This is a genomic window from Providencia rettgeri, assembly GCF_023205015.1.
In the GTDB taxonomy this organism is placed as follows: Bacteria; Pseudomonadota; Gammaproteobacteria; order Enterobacterales; family Enterobacteriaceae; genus Providencia; species Providencia rettgeri_E.
Genome location: NZ_CP096259.1, coordinates 41989 through 67851, shown reverse-complemented (window position 1 = coordinate 67851; position 25863 = coordinate 41989). Strand labels below are relative to the sequence as shown.

The following is a 25863-nucleotide window of genomic DNA, read 5'->3' as shown; positions in this document are numbered from 1 at the left end:
AACTTAGGGTAAAGATTTGCGTCGAAATTTGACCCACGTATGACACTGTTTCCCGTCTGGATATGGCGGGAGAAATCAAGGAGTGATAAACGTGGCGATATTGAGCGCAATTCGACGCTGGCATTTTCGCGATGGTGCGTCGATTCGGGAAATAGCCCGACGAAGCGGCCTGTCCAGGAACACCGTTCGCAAGTATTTGCAAAGCAAGGTGGTTGAACCGCAGTACCCAGCGCGAGACAGCGTTGGCAAGTTAAGTCCTTTTGAGCCCAAGTTAAGGCAGTGGCTCTCCACCGAGCACAAAAAGACAAAGAAGCTGCGCAGAAACCTGCGCAGCATGTACCGGGATTTGGTCGCTTTGGGCTTTACCGGGTCTTATGACCGAGTGTGTGCCTTTGCCCGACAGTGGAAAGATTCCGAACAGTTCAAGGCGCAAACCTCGGGCAAGGGTTGTTTCATCCCCTTGCGCTTTGCTTGTGGCGAAGCCTTCCAATTCGATTGGAGTGAGGACTTTGCCCGCATAGCGGGCAAACAGGTCAAACTTCAGATTGCCCAGTTTAAGTTGGCCCACAGCCGGGCCTTTGTGCTTCGGGCTTACTACCAGCAAAAACATGAAATGCTGTTTGATGCCCACTGGCATGCCTTTCAAATCTTCGGTGGCATTCCCAAGCGCGGCATCTACGACAACATGAAGACCGCTGTGGATTCGGTGGGGCGTGGCAAAGAGCGCAGGGTCAATCAGCGGTTCACTGCCATGGTCAGCCACTACCTGTTTGATGCGCAGTTCTGTAATCCAGCATCGGGTTGGGAGAAAGGCCAGATTGAGAAGAACGTGCAGGATTCCCGCCAACGCCTGTGGCAAGGGGCACCAGACTTTCAAAGCCTTGCTGATTTGAATGTGTGGCTTGAGCATCGCTGCAAAGCGCTGTGGTCTGAGCTGCGCCACCCCGAATTGGACCAAACCGTGCAAGAGGCCTTTGCCGATGAACAAGGCGAGTTGATGGCGCTACCCAATGCCTTTGATGCATTCGTGGAGCAAACCAAGCGAGTCACTTCAACCTGCCTTGTTCACCACGAGGGCAATCGCTACAGCGTTCCTGCCAGTTACGCCAACAGGGCCATCAGCCTTCGGATTTATGCAGACAAGCTGGTGATGGCTGCCGAAGGCCAACACATTGCCGAGCATCCAAGATTGTTTGGCAGTGGCCACGCTCGGCGTGGCCACACACAATACGACTGGCACCATTACTTGTCTGTGCTTCAGAAGAAACCTGGGGCGTTGCGCAATGGTGCGCCATTTGCTGAATTGCCACCCGCGTTCAAGAAGCTTCAATCCATCTTGCTGCAACGCCCCGGCGGTGACCGTGACATGGTGGAAATTCTGGCCCTTGTATTGCACCACGATGAAGGTGCGGTACTCAGTGCTGTGGAATTGGCATTGGAGTGTGGCAAGCCATCGAAGGAGCATGTGCTTAATCTGTTGGGACGTTTGACCGAAGAACCTCCACCCAAACCGATTCCAATTCCCAAGGGGTTAAGGCTGACATTGGAACCACAGGCCAACGTGAACCGCTATGACAGTTTAAGGAGAGCCCATGATGCAGCATGAAGGCCATGTGAGAATCCTCAAATCCTTGAAACTCTTTGGCATGGCACACGCCATTGAGGAGTTGGGCAATCAGAATTCACCAGCATTTAATCAAGCCTTGCCCATGCTGGACAGCTTGATTAAAGCTGAAGTGGCAGAGCGTGAAGTACGTTCGGTGAACTATCAATTGCGGGTGGCCAAGTTCCCCGTGTATCGGGACTTGGTGGGCTTTGACTTCAGTCAAAGCCTGGTTAATGAGGCCACGGTCAAACAATTGCACCGGTGCGACTTCATGGAACAAGCCCAGAACGTGGTGCTGATTGGTGGGCCAGGCACAGGCAAGACTCACCTGGCCACAGCCATTGGTACACAAGCAGTGATGCACTTGAACCGACGGGTGCGTTTCTTCTCCACCGTGGATTTGGTCAATGCACTGGAGCAAGAGAAATCATCTGGGCGTCAGGGACAAATCGCAAACCGTCTGTTGTATGCCGATTTGGTGATTCTGGATGAGCTGGGATATTTGCCTTTTAGCCAAACCGGTGGGGCACTGCTGTTTCACCTGCTCTCAAAGCTGTACGAAAAAACCAGCGTGATACTGACCACCAACTTGAGCTTCTCGGAATGGAGCCGAGTGTTTGGCGATGAAAAGATGACAACAGCGTTGTTGGACCGACTAACCCACCACTGCCACATCCTGGAAACCGGCAATGAAAGTTACCGCTTCAAACACAGTTCAACTCAGAATAAGCAGGAGGAAAAACAGACCCGCAAACTGAAAATCGAGACATAATTCTGACAACAAGGGGTGGGTCAAAATTCAATGCAAATCCCGGGTCAAATTTGGGTGCAAATCAACAGATATCGACAACCTCTCGCGCAACCAAGACATCGCGGTCGGACTGCAAGTGATCTTGAAGCCACGGGCCCGTCCCACCCCGACATGGACCTCGATGCCCGAACGGACGTTAGATTTCGAGTTCTAGGCGTTCTGCGATGAAGGTTGGATCCCAGCCGGGATTGAAAGTGTCGACGTGGGTGAATCCGAGCCGCTCGTATAGGCCACGCAGGTTCGGGTGGCAGTCGAGCCGCAGCTTGGCGCACCCCTGCGTTCGCGCGGCATGGCGGCAAGCCTCGATCAGCGCGGAGCTGACACCCCGGCCCGCATGTGTCCGTCGCACCGCGAGCTTGTGCAGATATGCGGCCTCCCCCTTGAGGGCGTCGGGCCAGAACTCGGGATCCTCGGCCGACAAGGTGCAACAGCCGACGATGCCGTCGCTGCAACTCGCGACTAGGAGCTCGGATCTCAGGACGAAGGTCTCCGCGAATGTCCGGTCGATCCGCGCGACGTCCCAGGCGGGCGTTCCCTTGGCGGACATCCACGCCGCAGCGTCGTGCATCAGCCGCACAACCTCGTCGATATCACCCGAGCAGGCGACCCGAACGTTCGGAGGCTCCTCGCTGTCCATTCGCTCCCCTGGCGCGGTATGAACCGCCGCCTCATAGTGCAGTTTGATCCTGACGAGCCCAGCATGTCTGCGCCCACCTTCGCGGAACCTGACCAGGGTCCGCTAGCGGGCGGCCGGAAGGTGAATGCTAGGCATGATCTAACCCTCGGTCTCTGGCGTCGCGACTGCGAAATTTCGCGAGGGTTTCCGAGAAGGTGATTGCGCTTCGCAGATCTCCAGGCGCGTGGGTGCGGACGTAGTCAGCGCCATTGCCGATCGCGTGAAGTTCCGCCGCAAGGCTCGCTGGACCCAGATCCTTTACAGGAAGGCCAACGGTGGCGCCCAAGAAGGATTTCCGCGACACCGAGACCAATAGCGGAAGCCCCAACGCCGACTTCAGCTTTTGAAGGTTCGACAGCACGTGCAGCGATGTTTCCGGTGCGGGGCTCAAGAAAAATCCCATCCCCGGATCGAGGATGAGCCGGTCGGCAGCGACCCCGCTCCGTCGCAAGGCGGAAACCCGCGCCTCGAAGAACCGCACAATCTCGTCGAGCGCGTCTTCGGGTCGAAGGTGACCGGTGCGGGTGGCGATGCCATCCCGCTGCGCTGAGTGCATAACCACCAGCCTGCAGTCCGCCTCAGCAATATCGGGATAGAGCGCAGGGTCAGGAAATCCTTGGATATCGTTCAGGTAGCCCACGCCGCGCTTGAGCGCATAGCGCTGGGTTTCCGGTTGGAAGCTGTCGATTGAAACACGGTGCATCTGATCGGACAGGGCGTCTAAGAGCGGCGCAATACGTCTGATCTCATCGGCCGGCGATACAGGCCTCGCGTCCGGATGGCTGGCGGCCGGTCCGACATCCACGACGTCTGATCCGACTCGCAGCATTTCGATCGCCGCGGTGACAGCGCCGGCGGGGTCTAGCCGCCGGCTCTCATCGAAGAAGGAGTCCTCGGTGAGATTCAGAATGCCGAACACCGTCACCATGGCGTCGGCCTCCGCAGCGACTTCCACGATGGGGATCGGGCGAGCAAAAAGGCAGCAATTATGAGCCCCATACCTACAAAGCCCCACGCATCAAGCTTTTGCCCATGAAGCAACCAGGCAATGGCTGTAATTATGACGACGCCGAGTCCCGACCAGACTGCATAAGCAACACCGACAGGGATGGATTTCAGAACCAGAGAAAGAAAATAAAATGCGATGCCATAACCGATTATGACAACGGCGGAAGGGGCAAGCTTAGTAAAGCCCTCGCTAGATTTTAATGCGGATGTTGCGATTACTTCGCCAACTATTGCGATAACAAGAAAAAGCCAGCCTTTCATGATATATCTCCCAATTTGTGTAGGGCTTATTATGCACGCTTAAAAATAATAAAAGCAGACTTGACCTGATAGTTTGGCTGTGAGCAATTATGTGCTTAGTGCATCTAACGCTTGAGTTAAGCCGCGCCGCGAAGCGGCGTCGGCTTGAACGAATTGTTAGACATTATTTGCCGACTACCTTGGTGATCTCGCCTTTCACGTAGTGAACAAATTCTTCCAACTGATCTGCGCGGGAGGCCAAGCGATCTTCTTCTTGTCCAAGATAAGCCTGTCTAGCTTCAAGTATGACGGGCTGATACTGGGCCGGCAGGCGCTCCATTGCCCAGTCGGCAGCGACATCCTTCGGCGCGATTTTGCCGGTTACTGCGCTGTACCAAATGCGGGACAACGTAAGCACTACATTTCGCTCATCGCCAGCCCAGTCGGGCGGCGAGTTCCATAGCGTTAAGGTTTCATTTAGCGCCTCAAATAGATCCTGTTCAGGAACCGGATCAAAGAGTTCCTCCGCCGCTGGACCTACCAAGGCAACGCTATGTTCTCTTGCTTTTGTCAGCAAGATAGCCAGATCAATGTCGATCGTGGCTGGCTCGAAGATACCTGCAAGAATGTCATTGCGCTGCCATTCTCCAAATTGCAGTTCGCGCTTAGCTGGATAACGCCACGGAATGATGTCGTCGTGCACAACAATGGTGACTTCTACAGCGCGGAGAATCTCGCTCTCTCCAGGGGAAGCCGAAGTTTCCAAAAGGTCGTTGATCAAAGCTCGCCGCGTTGTTTCATCAAGCCTTACGGTCACCGTAACCAGCAAATCAATATCACTGTGTGGCTTCAGGCCGCCATCCACTGCGGAGCCGTACAAATGTACGGCCAGCAACGTCGGTTCGAGATGGCGCTCGATGACGCCAACTACCTCTGATAGTTGAGTCGATACTTCGGCGATCACCGCTTCCCTCATGATGTTTAACTTTGTTTTAGCCACCAATGATGCCCTCACTTTCCATGATTTTGGTGGGAATGGATTTTCTTAGCGGCAACTTACTTTCGTTGTCTATATCCATGTTAAAGGCGAAAAAGTAAACCTCTGTCTCCTTCTCAACCCACCCAACCCACCATGCGACACCAGGATTTGACTCAGTTCCCACACCAGAAAAACCAGTTTTTGAATGCACTAGATATTCAGGTGCCGCCTCCGTTACCAAAGCCTCTTTTACTATTAGCTGGTTTTCTTTAGATGCTGACAATTTATTTAAATATAGAGACTCTAGAAACTCCACTTGATTAACTGCGGAAATTCTAAGCTGGCCTTCCAACCAGAATTTGTCAATGCCACCACTGATATTCTGGTTGCCATAGGAAAATTTTTTAAGGTATTTCTGCATTCTTACTTCGCCAACTTCTCTGGCGATTTGTTGAAATACGGGAACAGCTGAAACTTGTATTGCCCCTCTTAAGGTCAAGTCTCTTTCCCATTGCTTCATGGCTCTTGGCTTTCCGTCCCATTTGAAAACCTGATGCTCATTCTTTATGACACCAGTTTCTAGGCCGATAATTGCGTTGGGGATCTTAAATGTTGATGCTGGAAGATATTCCTTTGATGCACGAGCTAAGTCATTGGTAGCGCAGGATTTACTGCTACTTTTACAAAGCACGAAGACACCATTGACGGCTTCGGCAGAGAACTCTTTGTTCCAAGACGTATTTTCTGTAATTGAACCAGCTAATGCCGTACTCGAAAGACACGCGATAATTACATATGCGGCAAATGTTTTCATGGCACCTTCTTGGTGGCTAACGCCAGAATTAAGCCGTGCCGCGAAGCGGCGTCGGCTTGAATGAATTGTTAGACGACAAACTCGCGCCAATACTTATGCAGACCAAAAATATTTGACGAGCACAGCAGAGGCATTGCTGTCTTAATTTTATCCAGTGGCCAGTTCCACCACTCCATCTCCATGAGCAATGAGATTTCCTCATCGGAGAAGCGCTTCTTAATTTGCTTTGCGGGACTTCCTCCGATGATGGCATAAGGCACTACATCTTTTGTCACCAACGAGCGACTACCTATCACGGCACCGTCTCCAATTTTGATTCCGGGCATAATCATTGCCTCCGAGCCTATCCAGACATCATTGCCAATGGCGGTATCACCTGCTCTTTGGAAGGCATCGAGTGCGCTTGAGAAAGCAGGTTCCTCTTGCATATAGAAGAAGGGGAAGGATGATGCCCAGTCATGCCGATGCCCCTGATTGCCAGCCATGATGAAGGAAGCCCCGCTTCCTATAGAACAAAAGCTGCCAATGATCAATTTATCAACGTCATCACGATCTGGATGCAAGTATCGCGCGCATTCATCAAATGATTGGCCGTGATAGTAGCCAGAGTAATAGCTATAACGGCCTACTTTGATGTTTGGATTTTTCACTTGCTCAGAAAGAAGCTCCCCTTTGAAAGGGCTGTCAAAGTAGTTTTTCATCAGAGTTCGTGGAACCTTTTCTTGCCGTCTAACACCTGAGTTAAGCCGCGCCGCGAAGCGGCGTCGGCTTGGACGAATTGTTAGGCCGCATATCGCGACCTGAAAGCGGCACGCAAGACCTCAACCTTTTCCGCCCCGAGTGAGGTGCATGCGAGCCTGTAGGACTCTATGTGCTTTGTAGGCCAGTCCACTGGTGGTACTTCATCGGCATAGTAAAAGTAATCCCAGATGATCGCCTCCCAGCTGTTACAACGGACTGGCCGCCCGGCGATGACGCCCTCAGCCGCCTCTGGGCACGAGCCCTGCGGAGCCTCCGCGATTTCATACGCTTCGTCTGCCCACCAAGCAGGTTCGCAGTCAAGTAACTCATCCCCGATCTCCGCTAAGAATCCATAGTCCAACTCCTCCATGACGCGCCCGCCGAGCATTTCAACTATTGCCTCGAGCTCGCCGCGCCTCTCGCCGGGAAACGTCAGATCAATATCATCGTGCTTGCGTGTTACACGCCCTAGCCGTGCATCGATCGCCCAGCCCCCACCGATCCAGAGCGGCAGATTTCGCTCATCTGCCGCAGCTAGAATTTTGTGTATCAATGTGACCTGCGTTGTGTCCATGCGGCCTAACTTTGTTTTAGGGCGACTGCCCTGCTGCGTAACATCGTTGCTGCTCCATAACATCAAACATCGACCCACGGCGTAACGCGCTTGCTGCTTGGATGCCCGAGGCATAGACTGTACAAAAAAACAGTCATAACAAGCCATGAAAACCGCCACTGCGCCGTTACCACCGCTGCGTTCGGTCAAGGTTCTGGACCAGTTGCGTGAGCGCATACGCTACTTGCATTACAGTTTACGAACCGAACAGGCTTATGTCAACTGGGTTCGTGCCTTCATCCGTTTCCACGGTGTGCGTCACCCGGCAACCTTGGGCAGCAGCGAAGTCGAGGCATTTCTGTCCTGGCTGGCGAACGAGCGCAAGGTTTCGGTCTCCACGCATCGTCAGGCATTGGCGGCCTTGCTGTTCTTCTACGGCAAGGTGCTGTGCACGGATCTGCCCTGGCTTCAGGAGATCGGAAGACCTCGGCCGTCGCGGCGCTTGCCGGTGGTGCTGACCCCGGATGAAGTGGTTCGCATCCTCGGTTTTCTGGAAGGCGAGCATCGTTTGTTCGCCCAGCTTCTGTATGGAACGGGCATGCGGATCAGTGAGGGTTTGCAACTGCGGGTCAAGGATCTGGATTTCGATCACGGCACGATCATCGTGCGGGAGGGCAAGGGCTCCAAGGATCGGGCCTTGATGTTACCCGAGAGCTTGGCACCCAGCCTGCGCGAGCAGCTGTCGCGTGCACGGGCATGGTGGCTGAAGGACCAGGCCGAGGGCCGCAGCGGCGTTGCGCTTCCCGACGCCCTTGAGCGGAAGTATCCGCGCGCCGGGCATTCCTGGCCGTGGTTCTGGGTTTTTGCGCAGCACACGCATTCGACCGATCCACGGAGCGGTGTCGTGCGTCGCCATCACATGTATGACCAGACCTTTCAGCGCGCCTTCAAACGTGCCGTAGAACAAGCAGGCATCACGAAGCCCGCCACACCGCACACCCTCCGCCACTCGTTCGCGACGGCCTTGCTCCGCAGCGGTTACGACATTCGAACCGTGCAGGATCTGCTCGGCCATTCCGACGTCTCTACGACGATGATTTACACGCATGTGCTGAAAGTTGGCGGTGCCGGAGTGCGCTCACCGCTTGATGCGCTGCCGCCCCTCACTAGTGAGAGGTAGGGCAGCGCAAGTCAATCCTGGCGGATTCACTACCCCTGCGCGAAGGCCATCGGTGCCGCATCGAACGGCCGGTTGCGGAAAGTCCTCCCTGCGTCCGCTGATGGCCGGCAGCAGCCCGTCGTTGCCTGATGGATCCAACCCCTCCGCTGCTATAGTGCAGTCGGCTTCTGACGTTCAGTGCAGCCGTCTTCTGAAAACGACACCATGTGCAAACGATGTCAGAATAGAGTTAAATTTCCTATTGATTGACATATTCCGTCAAAGGTAATAGATTTCATCCTGACACTTTTGCCTTTGGAGGCATCTTGCAAGGTCAACGCATCGGCTATGTCCGCGTCAGCAGCTTCGACCAGAACCCGGAACGGCAATTGGAGGGTGTTCAGGTGGCGCGGGTGTTCACCGACAAGGCTTCTGGCAAGGACACCCAGCGTCCCGAGCTGGAAAGGCTGCTGGCCTTCGTCCGCGAGGGCGACACCGTGGTGGTGCATAGCATGGACAGGCTGGCACGCAACCTTGATGACCTGCGCCGCATCGTCCAAGGGCTGACACAACGGGGCGTGCGCATGGAGTTCGTCAAAGAAGGGCTGAAGTTCACCGGCGAGGACTCACCGATGGCCAATCTGATGCTGTCGGTCATGGGAGCCTTCGCTGAGTTCGAGCGCGCCCTGATCCGCGAACGTCAGCGCGAGGGAATCGTGCTGGCCAAGCAGCGCGGTGCCTACCGGGGACGAAAGAAATCGCTGAACAGCGAACAAATTGCCGAGTTGAAACGGCGAGTTGCGGCAGGCGACCAAAAAACCTTGGTGGCCCGTGACTTCGGCATCAGCCGCGAAACCTTGTACCAGTACCTGCGGGAAGACTGACCATGCCACGCCGCTCAATCCTGTCCGCCACCGAGCGCGAAAGCCTGCTGGCACTGCCAGATGCCAAAGACGAACTGATACGGCACTACACGTTCAACGAAACCGACCTGTCGGTGATCCGTCAGCGTCGCGGCGCCGCGAATCGATTGGGCTTCGCTGTGCAGCTTTGCTACTTGCGATTCCCTGGCACCTTTTTGGGCGTCGATGAGCCTCCGTTTCCGCCCCTGTTGCGCATGGTGGCCGCGCAACTCAAGATGCCAGTGGAAAGTTGGAGCGAGTACGGCCAGCGCGAACAGACACGGCGGGAGCACTTGGTCGAGCTGCAAACGGTTTTTGGGTTCAAGCCCTTCACCATGAGCCACTATCGGCAAGCCGTGCATACATTGACCGAGCTGGCCTTGCAGACCGACAAAGGCATCGTGCTGGCGAGCGCACTTGTCGAGAATCTGCGGCGGCAGAGCATTATCCTGCCCGCCATGAATGCCATCGAGCGCGCAAGCGCCGAGGCCATCACCCGTGCCAACCGACGCATTTACGCGGCGCTGACCGATTCTTTGTTATCACCCCACCGTCAGCGCCTGGACGAACTTCTCAAGCGCAAGGACGGCAGTAAAGTGACGTGGCTGGCATGGCTGCGCCAGTCGCCTGCCAAACCGAACTCTCGCCACATGCTCGAACATATTGAGCGCCTGAAATCCTGGCAAGCACTTGATCTGCCCGCAGGCATCGAGCGGCAGGTTCACCAGAACCGCCTGCTCAAAATCGCTCGTGAAGGTGGCCAGATGACGCCTGCTGATCTGGCAAAGTTCGAGGTGCAACGACGCTATGCCACGCTGGTAGCGCTGGCCATCGAAGGCATGGCCACCGTCACCGATGAAATCATCGACCTTCACGATCGCATCATCGGCAAGCTGTTCAACGCGGCCAAGAACAAGCATCAGCAGCAGTTCCAGGCTTCCGGCAAGGCGATCAACGACAAGGTGCGGATGTATGGGCGCATCGGTCAAGCGTTGATTGAGGCCAAGCAAAGCGGCAGCGATCCGTTCGCCGCCATCGAGGCCGTTATGCCCTGGGACACCTTCGCCGCCAGCGTCACCGAAGCGCAAACATTGGCGCGGCCTGCCGACTTTGATTTCCTGCACCACATCGGTGAAAGCTATGCCACGCTACGCCGCTACGCGCCGCAGTTCCTGGGCGTGCTCAAATTGCGGGCTGCGCCCGCCGCCAAGGGTGTGCTCGATGCCATCGACATGCTGCGCGGCATGAACAGCGACAGCGCGCGCAAGGTGCCCGCCGATGCGCCAACCGCATTCATCAAGCCGCGCTGGGCAAAGCTGGTTCTGACCGACGACGGCATCGACCGGCGTTACTACGAGTTATGCGCCCTGTCGGAGCTGAAGAACGCGCTGCGCTCCGGTGATGTCTGGGTGCAGGGTTCTCGCCAGTTCAAGGACTTCGACGAATACCTGGTGCCGGTCGAGAAGTTCGCCACTTTGAAGCTGGCCAGCGAATTGCCGCTGGCAGTGGCCACCGACTGCGACCAATACCTGCATGACCGGTTGGAATTGTTGGAGGCGCAACTCGCCACAGTCAACCGCATGGCTGCGGCCAACGACTTACCGGATGCCATCATCACCACCGCGTCAGGCCTGAAGATCACGCCGCTGGACGCGGCAGTACCAGACGCCGCGCAAGCCATGATCGACCAGACAGCTATGCTGCTGCCGCACCTCAAAATCACCGAGTTGCTGATGGAGGTCGATGAATGGACGGGCTTCACCCGCCACTTCACACACCTGAAGACCAGCGACACGGCCAAGGACAAAACCTTGCTGTTGACGACGATCCTGGCCGACGCGATCAACCTGGGTCTGACCAAAATGGCCGAGTCCTGCCCTGGCACCACCTACGCCAAGCTGTCTTGGCTGCAAGCCTGGCACATCCGCGATGAAACCTATTCGACGGCGCTGGCCGAGCTGGTGAATGCGCAGTTTCGGCAACCCTTCGCCGGCAACTGGGGTGACGGCACCACGTCATCGTCGGACGGCCAGAACTTCAGAACCGGCAGCAAAGCAGAAAGCACTGGTCATATCAACCCGAAGTATGGAAGCAGTCCAGGACGGACTTTCTACACCCATATCTCCGACCAGTACGCGCCCTTCAGTGCCAAGGTGGTCAACGTGGGCATTCGTGATTCAACTTACGTGCTTGATGGCCTGCTGTACCACGAGTCGGACTTGCGCATCGAGGAACACTACACCGACACGGCAGGCTTCACCGATCACGTGTTTGGCTTGATGCATTTGCTGGGATTTCGCTTCGCGCCGCGTATCCGTGACTTGGGCGAAACCAAGCTATTCATCCCCAAGGGCGATGCCGCCTATGACGCGCTCAAGCCGATGATTAGCAGCGACAGGCTGAACATCAAGCAAATACGCGCCCATTGGGATGAAATTCTGCGGCTGGCCACCTCCATCAAGCAAGGCACGGTAACGGCTTCGCTGATGCTGCGCAAACTCGGCAGCTACCCGCGCCAGAACGGCTTGGCCGTGGCGTTGCGCGAGCTGGGGCGCATCGAGCGCACGCTGTTCATTTTGGATTGGCTGCAAAGCGTGGAGCTGCGCCGCCGCGTCCATGCGGGGCTGAATAAGGGCGAGGCGCGCAACGCGCTGGCCAGGGCGGTCTTCTTCTACCGATTGGGTGAAATCCGCGACCGCAGTTTTGAGCAGCAGCGCTACCGGGCCAGCGGCCTCAATCTGGTGACGGCGGCCATCGTGTTGTGGAACACGGTATATCTGGAGCGTGCCACCAGTGCTTTGCGTGGCAACGGCACGGCGCTGGACGACACATTGTTGCAATATCTGTCGCCGCTGGGGTGGGAGCACATCAACCTGACCGGCGATTACCTATGGCGCAGCAGCGCCAAGGTCGGTGCGGGGAAGTTTAGGCCATTGCGACCGCTGCCACCGGCTTAGCGTGCTTTATTTTCCGTTTTCTGAGACGACCCCTTACACATCTGCGCCCCTGACTCGCGCTTTTTTCTCTCTTTTTCTCTCTTTTTCTCCCCCTTTTCTCTAGGCGCGGCTGTTCAGGGTGGAACGCCCATGTAACTACACCCTCTTTTGTATGTTGGCATATTTCATAGTGACTTTTACAAAATGAAATGTGACCGATCATGCAATCATCCTTGTTCTCTGACTTTCTTCAAAAAGGTTCTGAAACACGTATCACTGACCATCAAACCGTAAGCCGGTAATACATCCATGATCGCATTCCAAGACATACCGGAAGATTTCATTTCGAATAAATCATCCTGAATATGGTTCAACATAGCATTTTTTTTATAATTCTGGTTTTGCAAAGCGAACTGAGTTATTTTCTCTTTTAACCTGTTGTTTTTATACATCATTACTATAATAAACCTATCTGCCTTTCCAGCTCGTCCAATTCCTTATCGGTCGGCATAGAACTCACCTCTTTTTCATTGTGAACAACGTAGGATATACGTAACACAGATGCCTTACGCCCTTTACGTGATTCAATCGCAATTGAAACATCCTTGATATTGGTTTGTTCACCCAAACTAACCGCCAGTCTTTTTAAAAATTGACCAAAATACTTATAGCTTTGATAGAGATATTCTTTATTCCCTTTCTTATCTATATTAAACAGCCACATTTCGTCTTTAAGTTCGTCAACGCCAATTGTAAAAGACGTTTTATATTCGGCAATAGTATTGCGTTTTGAAAAACGTTTCATAATTAGCTGATATAGATTTGCCAAACTAGCATCCGACAATCTGGCTACATAAAAGAGGTTTTGTGTTGTAAATTTTTTAGATAATTCGAAGAAATAAGGAAATACCCTCCGGTTAAAGAATATTTTGCAGTAACCTTCGTCAAAGTAATATGTAGCACTGGTTGTAATGTTGGTTTTTGAAGCACGCTTAAAACCTTCCTCACTTAGATCTTCATATATGTGAGAGCTCAACAGAGTATCTACGGCGAGTGGAAGGGATTTGTACGCAGTTGAAAGGTCCACATCACAAATCTCAGCATACTCCTTAGCTTTGACCTCAAAACAAATTTCATCTTCATCAACAGATGCTCGTGGATCTGAAATCTGAGCGAGAATCAGAAACAGAACTCTTTTCGCCGGTATTGGTAAGCTGGCAAGGGAAAGATTGAAATCATCAGAATGACGAACATTAGTATAGAGAGTTAAGTTACTAATTTGCTTCTTTTTCATCACTAAAGACTCAATTCAAACATGATAGGAATATATTCTAAAGGTTGTTTTGTCTAAAAGCAAAGTGACCTTTAAAATAATATGTAGCTGGTGGAATATTGAACACCAAACGTAAAAACCCTTAACGTTTTGATAGTTAACATATAATTACGTTACTTCTCACTTTAGCAATGCATCCACAACGACTTATTACCAAGTTAGTTAACGACATTTCCTTGCGACAAACTGCATGTGTAGCGACCTTTCGCTTAACATGCTGATAAATAATAGGTTAATGTAGTTCACTATACCACTCTATACTGCATCAACGGCGACCTTTGGCTTCCAGTAGAAAAGTACCTTTTTTTTCGAGGATACTGCATCAACAGCGACCTTTCATATAACGCATTGATATATATAGGTTAATTATAAATAATTATATCGATTCATACTGCACCAACGGCGACCTTTAGCCTCAAGCAGAAAAGTACCTTTTTTTTCGAGGGTACTGCATCAACGGCGACCTTTCATATAACACACTGATATACAAGGTTTAATTCTACATATTTCAATCACTCAATGCTGCATTAGCGGCGACCTTTAACCATCAGCAGAAAAGTACCTTTTTTTCGAGGATACTGCATCAACGGCGACCTTTCGCATAACATGTTGATATATATAAATTAAATAATGTTCGAGGTGTATATCTATACTGCATCAGTGGCGACCTTTAGCCACCAGCAGAAAAATACCTTTTTATTGATTAACTGCATCAACGGCGACCTTTTATAGCAATTCAAAAATATACTTTTTCGGTAGTGGAATATCTCAAAACATTTAAGAAAAATCGTACTTATCCACAACAAAATTAAGAAATAAACTAATATTAATTAATAGGATATGAGTTTTCGGGCTAAATAATGAGCTCAGATTGATAATTAGCCATACCTGCTTTACAAGTGGCGACCTTTCACTGCACCAGTGACGACCTTTCACTGCACCAGTGACGACCTTTCACTGCACTCGTGACGACCTTTCACTGCATCAGTGACGACCTTTCACTGCATCAGTGACGACCTTTAAAACTATAACCAGATGATTTTTATGAACATATCCAAGACGCTAAGGTTTTAATGTTTTAAGATCTAAAAAGAAAGAAAAGATCTTAATATGCAAAGATGTGCTCCACTGTGGACAATTTTCTTATGCTTTCTAACGCACTCGCTTTGCTCGTTTGTTCAACAGCGACACCGACACGAAAACAAGTTTTCATGTCTCTCGCTGTTCAGAGCTAAAAATGTAAATTCATTTATGATTAAAAAAAACCTAAACAAATGTTTAGGCTTCTCTGTTAATGAGTGTCGATCAAATACAGACTTTTGAGCGTTACAACAGTACATGCATAGCTTGTTTTTAACGCTGCGGATAGTTGCTGTACGATGAATACCGCCAGTTCCAAACGTTGGTATTGATCTATACCGTGTTCTAGCGTCTGTCCTGCTTCAGAGATCAGGAAAATCATTCCTGACTTACCATTATCAAAAACAGACAACCCTTTGTTCCTACTATCCCCATGATATCGAGCTTCAAAATTATCAATATACTTCTTTGATAGAAGCACTAATGCAGAGAGCTGAGTCATTTCTTTTAAGGATAACTGAATAGTCTGTTTTTGCTCCCATCTTGCAGTTCCATCCTTTTCAAGAGGTGCTATCTCGATGTTAATGGTAGGAACGCCAGATCTGGAAACTACCTTTTGAAAGTTAAGACAGGAACGTTTCTTTTCGTTTTTCTGCCAATCTGCAAAGAACTTTAAAGTATCACCATACACTTGCTCTGACATACACCACCCATCATTCCGGTAATGAACCTTTCAAATTCTGTGCTGCCTGACTTGGGGGCTCCTTCTCCATTTTTGCTTTATCAGTCGATAACCCCCGTACTGCCTGACTCGAATTTACTTTATTGTGTGCATGAGTGCCGTCACCATCAACAGTTAGAAAAGAATCTAACATTACTTTGAAGGTATCAGCCTTTGTCCTGTCTGATAGGATTGAAGCCAACAAGGAGGGCAATCTATCATCAATTTCCCCTAATGCGATCCCTGCCAGTAAAGCAGTTCGTACAGCTTCAGTTTGAACCGGCGATTCTTCTATCTTTTTAGTTGCGAATTTATCCGCATCGCTGAGTTCAGGACGAAGATACAGAATTATCTTTTTACGCTCTTGTTTCATAACGTTATCCTAATAATTTCAGACCCCGAACCAAAGCAAACTGAGGTTCCTTAGCCACGTAGAAACGATCTGGCTGGATAGTTATTTGCGTTCTGATTGCATCAGCCGAGAGTTCAGCTCCGCCACCAATTACCATTGCATGTGTGTATCCTTTAAAGGTACTAACCGCATCTAGCACACGAGTATTGAGTCGTTCAATGCTGCTGTTCATGGCATCTTTTACCATCGGAATATCATCAACACAGTTGATGTTATCTAACCAATAACTTTCATCCTGCCGGTTAATGATTAGTTGATCAGCATTATAGCTGGACGTTTCAGTTGAAGCGTTAGCCAGCGCTCTTTTGACTTCGTTAGTCACCAACGATACGCCAAGAGTAGGATCACCATAGATGCGAGATACAGATGTCATTTGACCTGAAACCAATGAGATATCAGTAGTAGTGCCACCAATATCAATAATCAGTACCGAATGATGCGGTTTCAAACTATCACACAGAGATATACCAGCAGGGATTGACTCAGGACGAACGGTAACTTTTATGATTTTGAAAGGATCATTTCGGCTTACTTGAACTTCGCGCATTAAGTTATCTTTTTTGCGTTGGATGTTATCCATTCGATATTGCGCGTCTTGGTCGTAAAATTCAGCCAATGGGAGAGTGACGACGATTTCAACCTCTTGGGGAGGTAAACCGCTAATCTGAAGTGCATGTTGCACAGCAACGGCGTTAAGAGGACTATACTGCCAAGCTACGTTGTTAGTCGGCAAATTGTCTGGATCAATAATATCAAATGAATACTTCTCGTTATCAACGGTATAGTTGAATGGTTTGCCAGTACCAAAAGCCGTACCCCAACCGCGTTTGAAGCTATTAGGGCTAATTTTAACAACTTCACCCTCCTGATCCTGTTCCCACAGCATTTTTATGTTAGTAGAACCATCATCTATATAAATACGCATTTGAAGCCTCTAATTGTTGATGTGATGCATCTGAGATTTATTTGATGCGAAATTGAGTATGTGTGTAATTTTAACAGTGGTAATTGAGTGTTGCAAGAGATTGATATGAGAATGATTTGAGAAATATCAGGGTGCAAAAATCATAATGAAAATGAAAATATATCATTTAGATGTGGACGTGATGCGTAATAGAGGTTTAAATGAGGCTTTCACTGTGTGCTATTACGGTGTGAGGATTAATTGAGGTATATCTGATGTGTGTAGATATACCTCGATACCTTGACTGTGAATGTGTTTCACAAAGGCGGCAATGCTGAGGGGAAAAGTTTTGCGATCAAATCATTAGTATTGTTTATCAAACTTTCACTTTTAAATAATAGATGCATTGTGCCTTTTTTGTACCACTTAACAATGAAAAATTCAGTTTCAAAATTCTGATTATTAGTTCGTACATTATCTGATATATATAGCCCAACGCTATTTTGAAATTCGTGAATTGGTTTTTTTTGTAAGATGCAAAATATTCTAACTAGATCGTTAACGGTGTCAGTCTTATTAAATCTAGTTGAATACTTACCAACTGAAACCGCATCATCCATTATTATTTTTTTTCCAAGATAGCGAGGATTATTACTCTTGTAATCCCATGAAACAGATTGCAACGCATCCATCAATCCATTCTTAAATGAATCAGCTTTGTTAGCGCTTAAACTTGTAAAAGTGCTTAATGCATTCTCATAGTTAAATATAGGCGATTTCATATCGTAAAGGTCGTAATGTAACTTTTCTATTTGTTTATTGCTCATGATTGTTTTGATACCAGATTTATCAATAAACATTTGCCATATCTTTCTGTCTAACCAAATTTCAAACCGTGTTCTGTTATCATCATCATCATTAGTATTTCTAGGGTATTGCAAATCAATTAAGTCGTCCTCTATGCATTGGTGAGGAAAATGATTATTGGTATTGGGGATTGTTTTTATTATTTCGATTGCCTCTGCTGCTTTAGAGAGTGATTCTTTATATAGGCTAATAGCATGTTCTCGGATCGCAATTACTCTGTCTATCTCAATTGATTCGATGATATTAGTATTGGTATTAAGGTTCATTAATAAAATCCAATTAAATTTTTTATATGGAATACGTTATGCGAGAAAAAAATAGAAGTAATACCATATCAAGCAAATACCAATAAATATATATATTTGTCAAAATGGAAACTTCATTGTTTAATTAAAAATGAATTATTATGGTTTAATTTAATCCTGTTAATTTGGTAATCAATTATATAATGAATTGTTGTATTTAAATAAGTAATGGTATTGTATTTATCATTTTTACAAATATATTGCTTTCAGCTTTATACGAATATAGTATTAATTCTCAAATCTAATTAATTACACAGCTAATAATAATTAAACGAGGATGAGTCATGAATACCTATAATGTATCGTATAAAGTTAACCTTAATAACAATAACTATGTGCTGGCTTCATTTGATGTACAGGCAAAGTCAGAAAAGGAAGCGCGTAAAATAATAAGTAAGTCGAATATAGGCGTTGAGGAATATACTGTTACTGAGAAAGACTTTTTCTCAGTAACGTGGTGTGCTGAAGATATTCATACAAGTATTGTTTCCGGTTGGGATAGTGAAACAGAATTAGATGAATTTAATAAAACTGATCTTGATGTTTTCTATTTTAATTTAAATGATGATGATAAAAAGGAATTTTGTTTAGATGTTTTGGAGTCACTTAAAAATAACCATGATTGTAATTATGGTATTAATTGGGATGTAATTAAAATATCAGCAGATTCAAGTATGGATATATGGAAAAGATTAATTAATTAAGTTTCAATATTAAATTACAGAAAAATAGTCAGAGCTTATTGTGTCTGGCTATCTTCACCAAAGGGAAAGCCTCTACTTATTCGTAAAATACTGCACAAAATGGCTGAAAAAAGTGAATGGATGCAAGTAGTGGCTTTTAATATCATATATGCTTCGTCTAAGCGATTCTGAGCCACTCTAGCCTGTATGCCAGTGCTTACCCACGATGATATGTGGAAATCCTCTCAAAATCGCCCCTACGCTGTTTTTAAAGACAGGGAAAGGATCGCCTACGGCTCACAGTACCCCCTAAAAGATCGCCTACGGCTCACAGTAAACCAAAAAAAACATAAAATTCAGCTAGTAACACCGATAGCCGTTTTTCTTGTGCCCTTTTTCAAATGTGTAATTCTCATTTTCAATGACTTAGTAATATTTTTGGTTTGCTTAATGTCAGCCCTGATAATTTTAAACTTATCCTCGTATTTTTGAATAAGCTGGCGTACTTCATCAGACCGAATTGAAAAATAGCGTATGTCAAAATCGCCATTACCTGTGGTTGGAGCATTGCGCATAGAGCCAACTTTTTTAGTTGCCTTGTTCATCACAACCATTCCCCATCGAATCCGTACTGAGCCCCTGTCGTTATGAATTACTGGCAGGTATGGGGAAAATAACTCTTTGTTATTTATTTCTTGCATAAACTGTTGGATCAGATTTACCGCATTATCAGCGCATACAGTTATTGCTTCCTCACAGTCAGCAAGGATTGCTTCCAGCTTTAGCAATAACGCATCTTCATATGATACTGACATGAATTTCAGCACTCCAGAAAAGGTTCAGAAAAAGTTATTTTAACATAAACTAATTATACCGTAACTACCCTATTGGTGACTTAATAGCCCGATTACATTAAGTCGTAACTACCGTTTTGGTGACTTAATATCTGAGATACATTAAGTCACCAAAACCCCTTTGGTGACTTAATGTTTTTTGAAAATGTGCCGATAACAATTTTGGTGCAGAAGAAAGAATTGTCTTTCATAAGCCATAAAACACCTATTTTCGACTTAATGTGAATGTTATTAATTTCTTTGGATTATAAGTATCATGCCAATAATTATTTTGGTTATGTAACATATTGAATATGTGTGAAATTTCATTCTCTCTCTGTTTACGCATACTGTAAATAAATGTATAATAAATTGCATTAGTCGTAGTTAGTGTGTTGACGACTAATGTATGTCTTACTATAATTTATACTGATATATACGTATATGCTCAGAATAAGTGAGGGGAGGATGAAACGCTTTCTTCTGTTTTTAAGCATTTTTAATGCTGCGATTTGCGAGGCTGCTGTTGTAGATTTAACTAATACCTCGTGGGAAAAGCACGCTAAACAATGTAACCTCGATCCGCTTTTACTCTATGCTATTGCTCTTAAAGAGAGCTCCCATAGAACAGGCGATAAATCTTTTGTTGCACCCCATCGCTATGCTTTAAATAACCCAATTATGGGCTCTTATTATCCGGTGAACCGAGATGATGCTGTCCGAAAAGTGCGGGAATATGTAAGCGTTTCAGCATTGACTGATATCGGTATTACACAAATTAATTGGCGTTGGAACGGTAGTAATTATGTTTCTGACCCTGCTGAGTTATTAGATGTAGATAAGAACATTGAGGTATCAGCGAAGGTCTTGTGTCGAGCGATTGAACTATCTCCAAATGATATAGCGCAAGCCATCGGTAATTATCACACACCAAATCCAGCGTTAAAGAACAAAGCTAAAGAATATGGTGAATCAGTTCTGCTCATATGGAAAAGATTGAAAGAAAATGAACAATAAAATAAATTGCTACAACACTGAAATGACAGATGTACTTTTCAGTTTATTAAGTAATTCTGAAAGAGTTGATAATAATCCATTTGTGGTCGTCAATTCTGACAAAACCTGTTTTGTTGAAGATTTTTCCATTATGAGAGATTTTTTCAGTGGATTGAAAGTGCCAGCATATATATTGAGCTATAAAGAGGATTCTCAGTCTTTATATACTAAGAAAGACCCGAACTTTAAAAAATCACTGTTGGATGTTTCATTTTTGCGTTTAACAATGCTAATTGAATCAGCAATTATTAACAGCATGTCTGGCACAGATACTAATCATTTCTTTTGGTTTAATGATTGTCAGTCATACAATACAATTAATAAGTTTTCTTTTAAAGAAATACTGTTTTCTTTGTATTCAAAACAAATATATATTTCTCCAATTTACAGACCTTCGATTATATCAACTAGGTTAGTCGATAATGATGGTTATCATAAAAAATATGATGATGTATTATTCTATCTTAAATCTAGAGCGCGCTTATGTGGAAAGGTGTTTAAATGAAATTAACTATTGCGCCAGAAGATTATCAATTAGCAATTGATATGATAAAACTTGGATTTAGAAAGAATGTAATATTGTCTGAGATTCCAGCAATATCTCCACGTATGTATGGATGTTTACGAAATGATTCAGGAATTGATAATGAGGATAATGATTTTACGTTAGGACGACTAAGAAAAATTAGCACTATATTAGCTAATCAACATGATAAACGATCTGCTACTGATTTTTTACATGTATATTTAATGACTGCACAAGATCCAGAAAATAGATTGCAAATAGAAGAATTGGTTGGTGCTTATAAAGCATACCGCCATTTATTTAATGTTCATTGTGGCTTCTTTGATGATCCATTAAAGAAACACATAATTGATCCGAACTTGGCATGGCAAATCGCAACCAATTACCGAAATGGAATAATTGGTTTAACTGGCTGTTTTGAGTGTCGGCAGAAATATATCTATCTTACACACGAATCAGAGGATTCCTGCAATATGAAATGTCCATATTGCTCTGAATCTAAAGAAAATGAATTTATTAATAATAAGGGTGAATAATGAAAAGTTGTAAAATGATTACAGGGATTCTATTTTCATTAGTGTTATCCGGCTGTGCTAATAATGAAAATAGTAATTGGATATATAATAATGAGGCTTCAAAACCAGTGGTTGAAAATGGAAGTGAGGCTCTCAAAATTGCTAAATCAATAGGGTTGAATAATCTGGATGATGATGCGGATAATTACACGATCTTTGCTGTGTTAGTACCAAGTCAGAAAGGAAATTCATTAAAAAAGATTAAGGAACCTATTGTTGTAAACGATACAAAAGGGATGGATCAGTTAAGAGAAATCACCTTACAAAGCAAGAATGCAGTAAATGTAGTGGATCTTACCCTTGCTGCAACAGTAAACCCTGTTTTTGGGCTTTTAGCTTTTGATACAAGCACACCTGAAGAACGAGCACCTATGATGGAAGGTCGTTTACTAGTAACCGAATGGGGGTCTACACCGCTGAGTTTCAGTGACCAGCTTTTGAAAACGAAGCGTATTAACTCTGTCTTTGATAAATACTTATCAAATGCAATTAAAGCTGAAGTGGCTGGAAATGTTTTAGCATGTAACGCTGCTAAATTTGTATCTGTTACAGAAAATAGAACTATTTCCGAGCAGAATCTATATGTAAATGTGCATCAAGCACCATTCACTAATCTGAAGTATTCATATAATTATACGGATCATGAGTGTGTTCATTATTTACACGACACTGGTAAGTATGAGGAAGAATTCAAGAAAATTAGTGTTGAGTTAGGTCCTGAAACCGTACTGTTTTTGCCGAGCAATTTGAAAAGTGAGCCAAAAATAATACGGAATGGTCAGGTATATAAATTTAGATAAAAAAAATCCCGCTTATTAGCGGGATTTATTTATCTATTCATCTTTAACACTTAACCTTGTTTTCGCTCTTTGTCTAACTTCATCTAAATCTGTACCTTCAACCCCTCTGGTAAATCGCTCGACAGAGTTTACTCGCTTTCCATCAGCATTGAGTGTACTTCCAGAACCCGTATATTTATCGAGGTCAAATTCTTTGAAATCAGGAAGCATGTCGGCTTCTTTAAGAGTTGCGGTCCATTCAGAAAAGTCTATTTTGGTGAAGTCTACTTTATCCATATCTGCTAATGTAATTCCTTCACAATTCGGATTTTTTGTATCACCGTATCCTATTGTTCCTCTAACGTGCTCAGTGATTATTCTGGCTACCTGAGAGTTATAGGCACAGTAGCTACTTTTCTTTTCGATACATGCGCCAAGAACCTTCTTAGAACACCAACTGTCTACCTTTGTCGCTAACTTAGTTTCTTTTTTGATTGCCAGTTTGAATTCTTCATCGGTACAAGCCCATATAATATTCACCAATAGGTTTGCCATTTGGTATGCCAAGTATGCATATCCGACAACTGACATGGCTGTTGTGATCGTTGATGAAAGTTGCACTACTGAAGCACCGGAGCTAGCCCCTCCGTTTTCTGCTAATGATTGAGTAGCGGTTTTTCCGCCTTCAGTAGCTGCGGATTGGAAAATAGCGTTTGTAACAGCCTCACCGAAGGTGTTTGCAGTCCATTCGGCAACTTTGGTTGTTAGGTTGTTAAGCGCTGCTGTTGTCATCGAGACAACGCCTTTTTCAGCGACTCCTTGAGCTACTTCAGCACCGGCATTTCCGACAAAAGAGTTAAAAGCGGAAATAGTAGGTTTTGTAATAGCTTCCACCGCATCCATAGCTGCTGTGCTTGCCATATCAAATAAGCCTACACCACCATCAAACAACCCTGCTTCTATCGCTAAAGCATCTGCCGCTCTCATAGTCATCATTGAAAGCTGTACGTATTCTATCCAGCTCACACCGACCGGTTGATCACAACAATCTACCCATCCTCCCATTGCCGTTCGGCATGTTAGAGCTTCACCTTTGAAAATGACACATTGCTCTTTATTCAAAGAAGATTCACCGTTGTTTGCTTCTTCTGCATCAGCACAATTAGTATCTGCCAATGCAAAAGATGCCGCATTCAACATAGCAGCCGCTGTTGCAAAATCACCATTCTCTTGAGATGAAGGACGTAAACATGATCCATTTAGACATTGTACCGCGCCGTCACAAATTAGCTTTTCATGGACTGCGCCATTATTAAAGGTAACATCTTTTCCACAATCCCATGTTTCACTAGATTGCCAGCAACCAGCAATATCACCTTCTTTTCCCGTTAAACATTGAGACTTTATAAATGAACAACCTTGCTTCTCGTATTTTTTACATGTGTTGTTAACTCCATGCTCTTTACCGCAATGCGTGATCACTTCTGCTCGCTTACAGAATGGAGATATTTTATCTAACGGCGGTGGCACGAAGTCCTCTTTACAGAGTTTGACACCATCTATGACAGCACAACCGTCTTTATCGGGGATTATTGTGTCATGACAAACAACAGTGTAATCCTGACAAAATCCTTCTTTAATGGCTTTGACTGCCTTGTTAAATTCACCTTGCTGTGGCGAACTCCAGACATCGTTAGTAAGTGCCTTTTTTTTATCAAATTGAATGCGTAATTGTGCAAAGCCTTCACCTGCACCAGTTACAGAAACTCTGTTTTTAAAAAACACTTCATCATACGGTTGGACCTTACTAAATTTTTCAGTCACATCAACATCTAATTGCTGGTCCCAACTTGTAGAAAGTTCGCAACGACCAGGAGTTTCAGGTGGAAAAACATCTTTTCCGTGTGGTCCACCCCATACCTGTTCAAGATCAGTGCTTGTACCAGCATAGATTTGCATGTAATCATCCCATTTAGCGCGGGTTATTTTTGCGCTAATAACAGCGGTTGGGTTAATAACATTCACAGACATATAATCTTCAAATATTCGGCAGTTACCTTTCCAGTAGTCATCACCTACTTTTCCTAACCAGATATCAACACATGTCTCCCCACAGGTTTTAATATTTGCAGGACCTGAATTATGAGATACCAAACCTGCTAAATATGGATGATTAACTATGTATGATCTGGTCAAGCTAGGCCGCACACTTTTTCCTTACACTTTCAAACTCAATTGGCGACATATCATTTAATGAAGTATGAAGCCGAACTGAGTTGTAGTATTTGATGTATTTCTCTACATCAGTTTTCATGCTTTCTCTGGTTAAATGGTAAACATTTAATAGCCATTCATTTTTCAAGCTGCCGAAAAACCTTTCAACCACAGCATTATCTAAACATGCTCCACAACCACTCATTGATGGCGTAATTCGATTGCTCCATAGCAATGATTGAAAACGCTTACTGGTGTATTGTGAGCCTCTGTCGCTATGGAAGATCAAGCCTGCTTTGGGTTGACGCAGGTTGATAGCCATTTGCATCGCTCTCATGGTTAAATCAACCGTCATGCGTTTACTCAACGCCCAGCCAATAATACGGCGAGAATGCAAATCCATCACAACAGCTAGGTACATCCAGCCTTGATGCGTTCTTAGATAGGTGATATCACCCGCCCACGCCTGATTTGCTCTGGCTGGATTGAATTGGCGCTTCAATAAGTTATCAGCAACCGCATGGCTATGTTTGCGCATAGTCGTCACTTTATAAGCCACTCGCTGTTTAACGACTAAACCGAGCTTTTTCATCAAGCTCTTAACCCGACAAATACCAATTTTAAAGCCTTCTTTGCGTAGCAACTTCATTAAGGTTCTGGCACCAGCACTACTGCGGCTATCATCAAATAACCTCTTCATGCGACGATAAAGCATTAACTCTTCAACACTAATAATCTTGGCTGGTCGCCTCAGCCATGCGTAATAGGCTGACCGACTCACTTCTAGAACCTCGCACAAAACGCTAATTGGAAAGCGCCATTGCTGCTCTTTAATATATTCGAACTTTATTTCATTTCTTTCGCAAAGAAGGCACTCGCCTTTTTTAAGATCTCACGCTCCATCTGTAAGCGTTTATTCTCTTTTCTGAGCTTAACCAGTTCAGCTCTCTCATCTTTGCTTAATGCTTCGCCTGAAGTTTGCTTGGCTAGTTTGTCTTTCCAGTTGTAAAGCAGCTTAGTTGTTATGCCTAATGATTTGGCTGCTTCAGTAACACTGTAACCTTGTTCAGTGACTAGCTTTACAGCTTCTTCTCTGAACTCATCAGTATATTTTCTAGGTTTTCTTCGTTGGGTCATTTTCACACCTTTG

The 25863-nt window shown here is 46.1% G+C and carries 25 protein-coding genes and 1 pseudogene; 10 read left to right on the top strand and 16 right to left on the bottom strand.

Features of this window, described 5'->3' with window-relative positions:
- The first annotated feature begins 82 nt into the window (after positions 1-82).
- Together istA and istB are read left to right on the top strand one after the other, a co-directional pair.
- Positions 83-1606: an IS21-like element IS1326 family transposase gene (gene istA, locus M0M83_RS21035; protein ID WP_001324342.1), complete on the top strand. Its 1524-nt coding sequence runs from the start codon at positions 83-85 to the stop codon at positions 1604-1606.
- Positions 1593-2378, top strand: coding sequence for an IS21-like element IS1326 family helper ATPase IstB (gene istB / locus M0M83_RS21030; protein WP_000983249.1), 786 nt, complete (start codon positions 1593-1595; stop codon positions 2376-2378). Before istA ends, istB begins: the two co-directional genes overlap by 14 nt.
- Before the next feature lie 175 nt (positions 2379-2553).
- Here istB and M0M83_RS21025 read toward each other — a convergent pair whose 3' ends face one another.
- The 7 genes and pseudogenes from M0M83_RS21025 to aadB form a co-directional block, all read right to left on the bottom strand.
- The gene (locus tag M0M83_RS21025) at positions 2554-3054 is read right to left on the bottom strand and encodes a GNAT family N-acetyltransferase (RefSeq protein ID WP_000376623.1); all 501 of its coding nucleotides are present in this window, start codon (positions 3052-3054) and stop codon (positions 2554-2556) included.
- 127 nt (positions 3055-3181) lie between these two features.
- Positions 3182-4021 carry a sulfonamide-resistant dihydropteroate synthase Sul1 gene (gene sul1, locus M0M83_RS21020; protein WP_000259031.1) on the bottom strand — a complete coding sequence of 280 codons (840 nt, stop codon included), beginning with the start codon at positions 4019-4021 and terminating at the stop codon, positions 3182-3184.
- Complete coding sequence (locus M0M83_RS21015) at positions 4015-4362, bottom strand: quaternary ammonium compound efflux SMR transporter QacE delta 1 (protein WP_000679427.1); 348 nt, start codon at positions 4360-4362, stop codon at positions 4015-4017. The genes sul1 and M0M83_RS21015 overlap by 7 nt, the downstream gene beginning before the upstream one ends.
- Positions 4363-4478: 116 nt before the next feature.
- Positions 4479-5317 (bottom strand): annotated as a pseudogene (gene aadA1 / locus M0M83_RS21010) (ANT(3'')-Ia family aminoglycoside nucleotidyltransferase AadA1).
- A 16-nt stretch (positions 5318-5333) separates the two neighbouring features.
- Positions 5334-6134 (bottom strand): oxacillin-hydrolyzing class D beta-lactamase OXA-10, encoded by an 801-nt coding sequence (locus M0M83_RS21005; protein WP_000846390.1) that lies wholly within the window; start codon positions 6132-6134, stop codon positions 5334-5336.
- Between the two features lie 68 nt (positions 6135-6202).
- Positions 6203-6835, bottom strand: coding sequence for a type B chloramphenicol O-acetyltransferase (gene catB / locus M0M83_RS21000; RefSeq protein WP_248468516.1), 633 nt, complete (start codon positions 6833-6835; stop codon positions 6203-6205).
- Between the two features lie 80 nt (positions 6836-6915).
- Positions 6916-7449, bottom strand: a complete 534-nt coding sequence (gene aadB / locus M0M83_RS20995; RefSeq protein ID WP_000381802.1) for an aminoglycoside nucleotidyltransferase ANT(2'')-Ia — start codon at positions 7447-7449, stop codon at positions 6916-6918.
- 145 nt (positions 7450-7594) lie between these two features.
- On the opposite strand from aadB, the gene intI1 reads away from it, so the two are divergent.
- From intI1 to M0M83_RS20980, 3 genes are all read left to right on the top strand, one after another.
- Complete coding sequence (gene intI1 / locus M0M83_RS20990) at positions 7595-8608, top strand: class 1 integron integrase IntI1 (RefSeq protein WP_000845054.1); 1014 nt, start codon at positions 7595-7597, stop codon at positions 8606-8608.
- 305 nt (positions 8609-8913) lie between these two features.
- Positions 8914-9471: a recombinase family protein gene (locus tag M0M83_RS20985; protein ID WP_001162012.1), complete on the top strand. Its 558-nt coding sequence runs from the start codon at positions 8914-8916 to the stop codon at positions 9469-9471.
- Positions 9472-9473: 2 nt separating this feature from the next.
- Positions 9474-12446, top strand: a complete 2973-nt coding sequence (locus M0M83_RS20980; RefSeq protein WP_001138073.1) for a Tn3 family transposase — start codon at positions 9474-9476, stop codon at positions 12444-12446.
- A 206-nt stretch (positions 12447-12652) separates the two neighbouring features.
- On the opposite strand, the gene M0M83_RS21945 is transcribed toward M0M83_RS20980, so the two are convergent.
- The 6 genes from M0M83_RS21945 to M0M83_RS20950 all read right to left on the bottom strand — a co-directional run bounded on the left by M0M83_RS21945 (position 12653) and on the right by M0M83_RS20950 (position 18008).
- Positions 12653-12802: a hypothetical protein gene (locus tag M0M83_RS21945; RefSeq protein WP_248468515.1), complete on the bottom strand. Its 150-nt coding sequence runs from the start codon at positions 12800-12802 to the stop codon at positions 12653-12655.
- 80 nt (positions 12803-12882) lie between these two features.
- Complete coding sequence (locus M0M83_RS20970; protein ID WP_248468514.1) at positions 12883-13719, bottom strand: replication initiation protein; 837 nt, start codon at positions 13717-13719, stop codon at positions 12883-12885.
- Positions 13720-15049: 1330 nt separating this feature from the next.
- Positions 15050-15541 (bottom strand): hypothetical protein, encoded by a 492-nt coding sequence (locus tag M0M83_RS20965; RefSeq protein WP_248468512.1) that lies wholly within the window; start codon positions 15539-15541, stop codon positions 15050-15052.
- A 10-nt stretch (positions 15542-15551) separates the two neighbouring features.
- A complete protein-coding gene (locus tag M0M83_RS20960) occupies positions 15552-15932 on the bottom strand; it encodes a plasmid partitioning/stability family protein (protein ID WP_248468511.1) in 381 nt (126 codons plus the stop codon).
- 4 nt (positions 15933-15936) lie between these two features.
- Positions 15937-16896, bottom strand: a complete 960-nt coding sequence (gene parM / locus M0M83_RS20955) for a plasmid segregation protein ParM domain-containing protein (RefSeq protein ID WP_248468510.1) — start codon at positions 16894-16896, stop codon at positions 15937-15939.
- Positions 16897-17192: 296 nt separating this feature from the next.
- Positions 17193-18008, bottom strand: coding sequence for a DUF4942 domain-containing protein (locus M0M83_RS20950; RefSeq protein WP_248468509.1), 816 nt, complete (start codon positions 18006-18008; stop codon positions 17193-17195).
- 323 nt (positions 18009-18331) lie between these two features.
- On the opposite strand from M0M83_RS20950, the gene M0M83_RS20945 reads away from it, so the two are divergent.
- Positions 18332-18751: a hypothetical protein gene (locus M0M83_RS20945; protein ID WP_071547978.1), complete on the top strand. Its 420-nt coding sequence runs from the start codon at positions 18332-18334 to the stop codon at positions 18749-18751.
- Positions 18752-19086: 335 nt separating this feature from the next.
- On the opposite strand, the gene M0M83_RS20940 is transcribed toward M0M83_RS20945, so the two are convergent.
- Entirely contained in the window at positions 19087-19545 is a 459-nt protein-coding gene (locus tag M0M83_RS20940) for a hypothetical protein (RefSeq protein WP_048609139.1), read from the bottom strand.
- Between the two features lie 486 nt (positions 19546-20031).
- Here M0M83_RS20940 and M0M83_RS20935 point away from each other — a divergent pair, with 486 nt between their 5' ends.
- Genes M0M83_RS20935 through M0M83_RS20920 form a run of 4 tightly spaced genes read left to right on the top strand, consistent with a single transcriptional unit; the run spans position 20032 to position 22520 of the window.
- Positions 20032-20580, top strand: a complete 549-nt coding sequence (locus M0M83_RS20935) for a transglycosylase SLT domain-containing protein (RefSeq protein WP_023159981.1) — start codon at positions 20032-20034, stop codon at positions 20578-20580.
- Positions 20570-21124 carry a hypothetical protein gene (locus M0M83_RS20930; protein ID WP_048609140.1) on the top strand — a complete coding sequence of 185 codons (555 nt, stop codon included), beginning with the start codon at positions 20570-20572 and terminating at the stop codon, positions 21122-21124. Before M0M83_RS20935 ends, M0M83_RS20930 begins: the two co-directional genes overlap by 11 nt.
- Positions 21121-21681: a FlhC family transcriptional regulator gene (locus M0M83_RS20925; RefSeq protein WP_023159982.1), complete on the top strand. Its 561-nt coding sequence runs from the start codon at positions 21121-21123 to the stop codon at positions 21679-21681. The genes M0M83_RS20930 and M0M83_RS20925 overlap by 4 nt, the downstream gene beginning before the upstream one ends.
- Complete coding sequence (locus tag M0M83_RS20920; protein ID WP_048609141.1) at positions 21681-22520, top strand: hypothetical protein; 840 nt, start codon at positions 21681-21683, stop codon at positions 22518-22520. The genes M0M83_RS20925 and M0M83_RS20920 overlap by 1 nt, the downstream gene beginning before the upstream one ends.
- A gap of 33 nt (positions 22521-22553) precedes the next feature.
- Here the strand turns inward: M0M83_RS20920 and traN are convergent, their stop codons facing one another.
- Positions 22554-24695, bottom strand: a complete 2142-nt coding sequence (gene traN, locus M0M83_RS20915) for a conjugal transfer mating pair stabilization protein TraN (protein WP_248468508.1) — start codon at positions 24693-24695, stop codon at positions 22554-22556.
- Position 24696: 1 nt separating this feature from the next.
- A protein-coding gene (locus tag M0M83_RS20910; protein WP_102140835.1) for an IS3 family transposase occupies positions 24697-25850 on the bottom strand; the annotation gives its coding sequence in 2 pieces (ribosomal slippage) (positions 24697-25604 and positions 25604-25850; 1155 coding nt in all).
- Between the last annotated feature and the right edge of the window lie 13 nt (positions 25851-25863).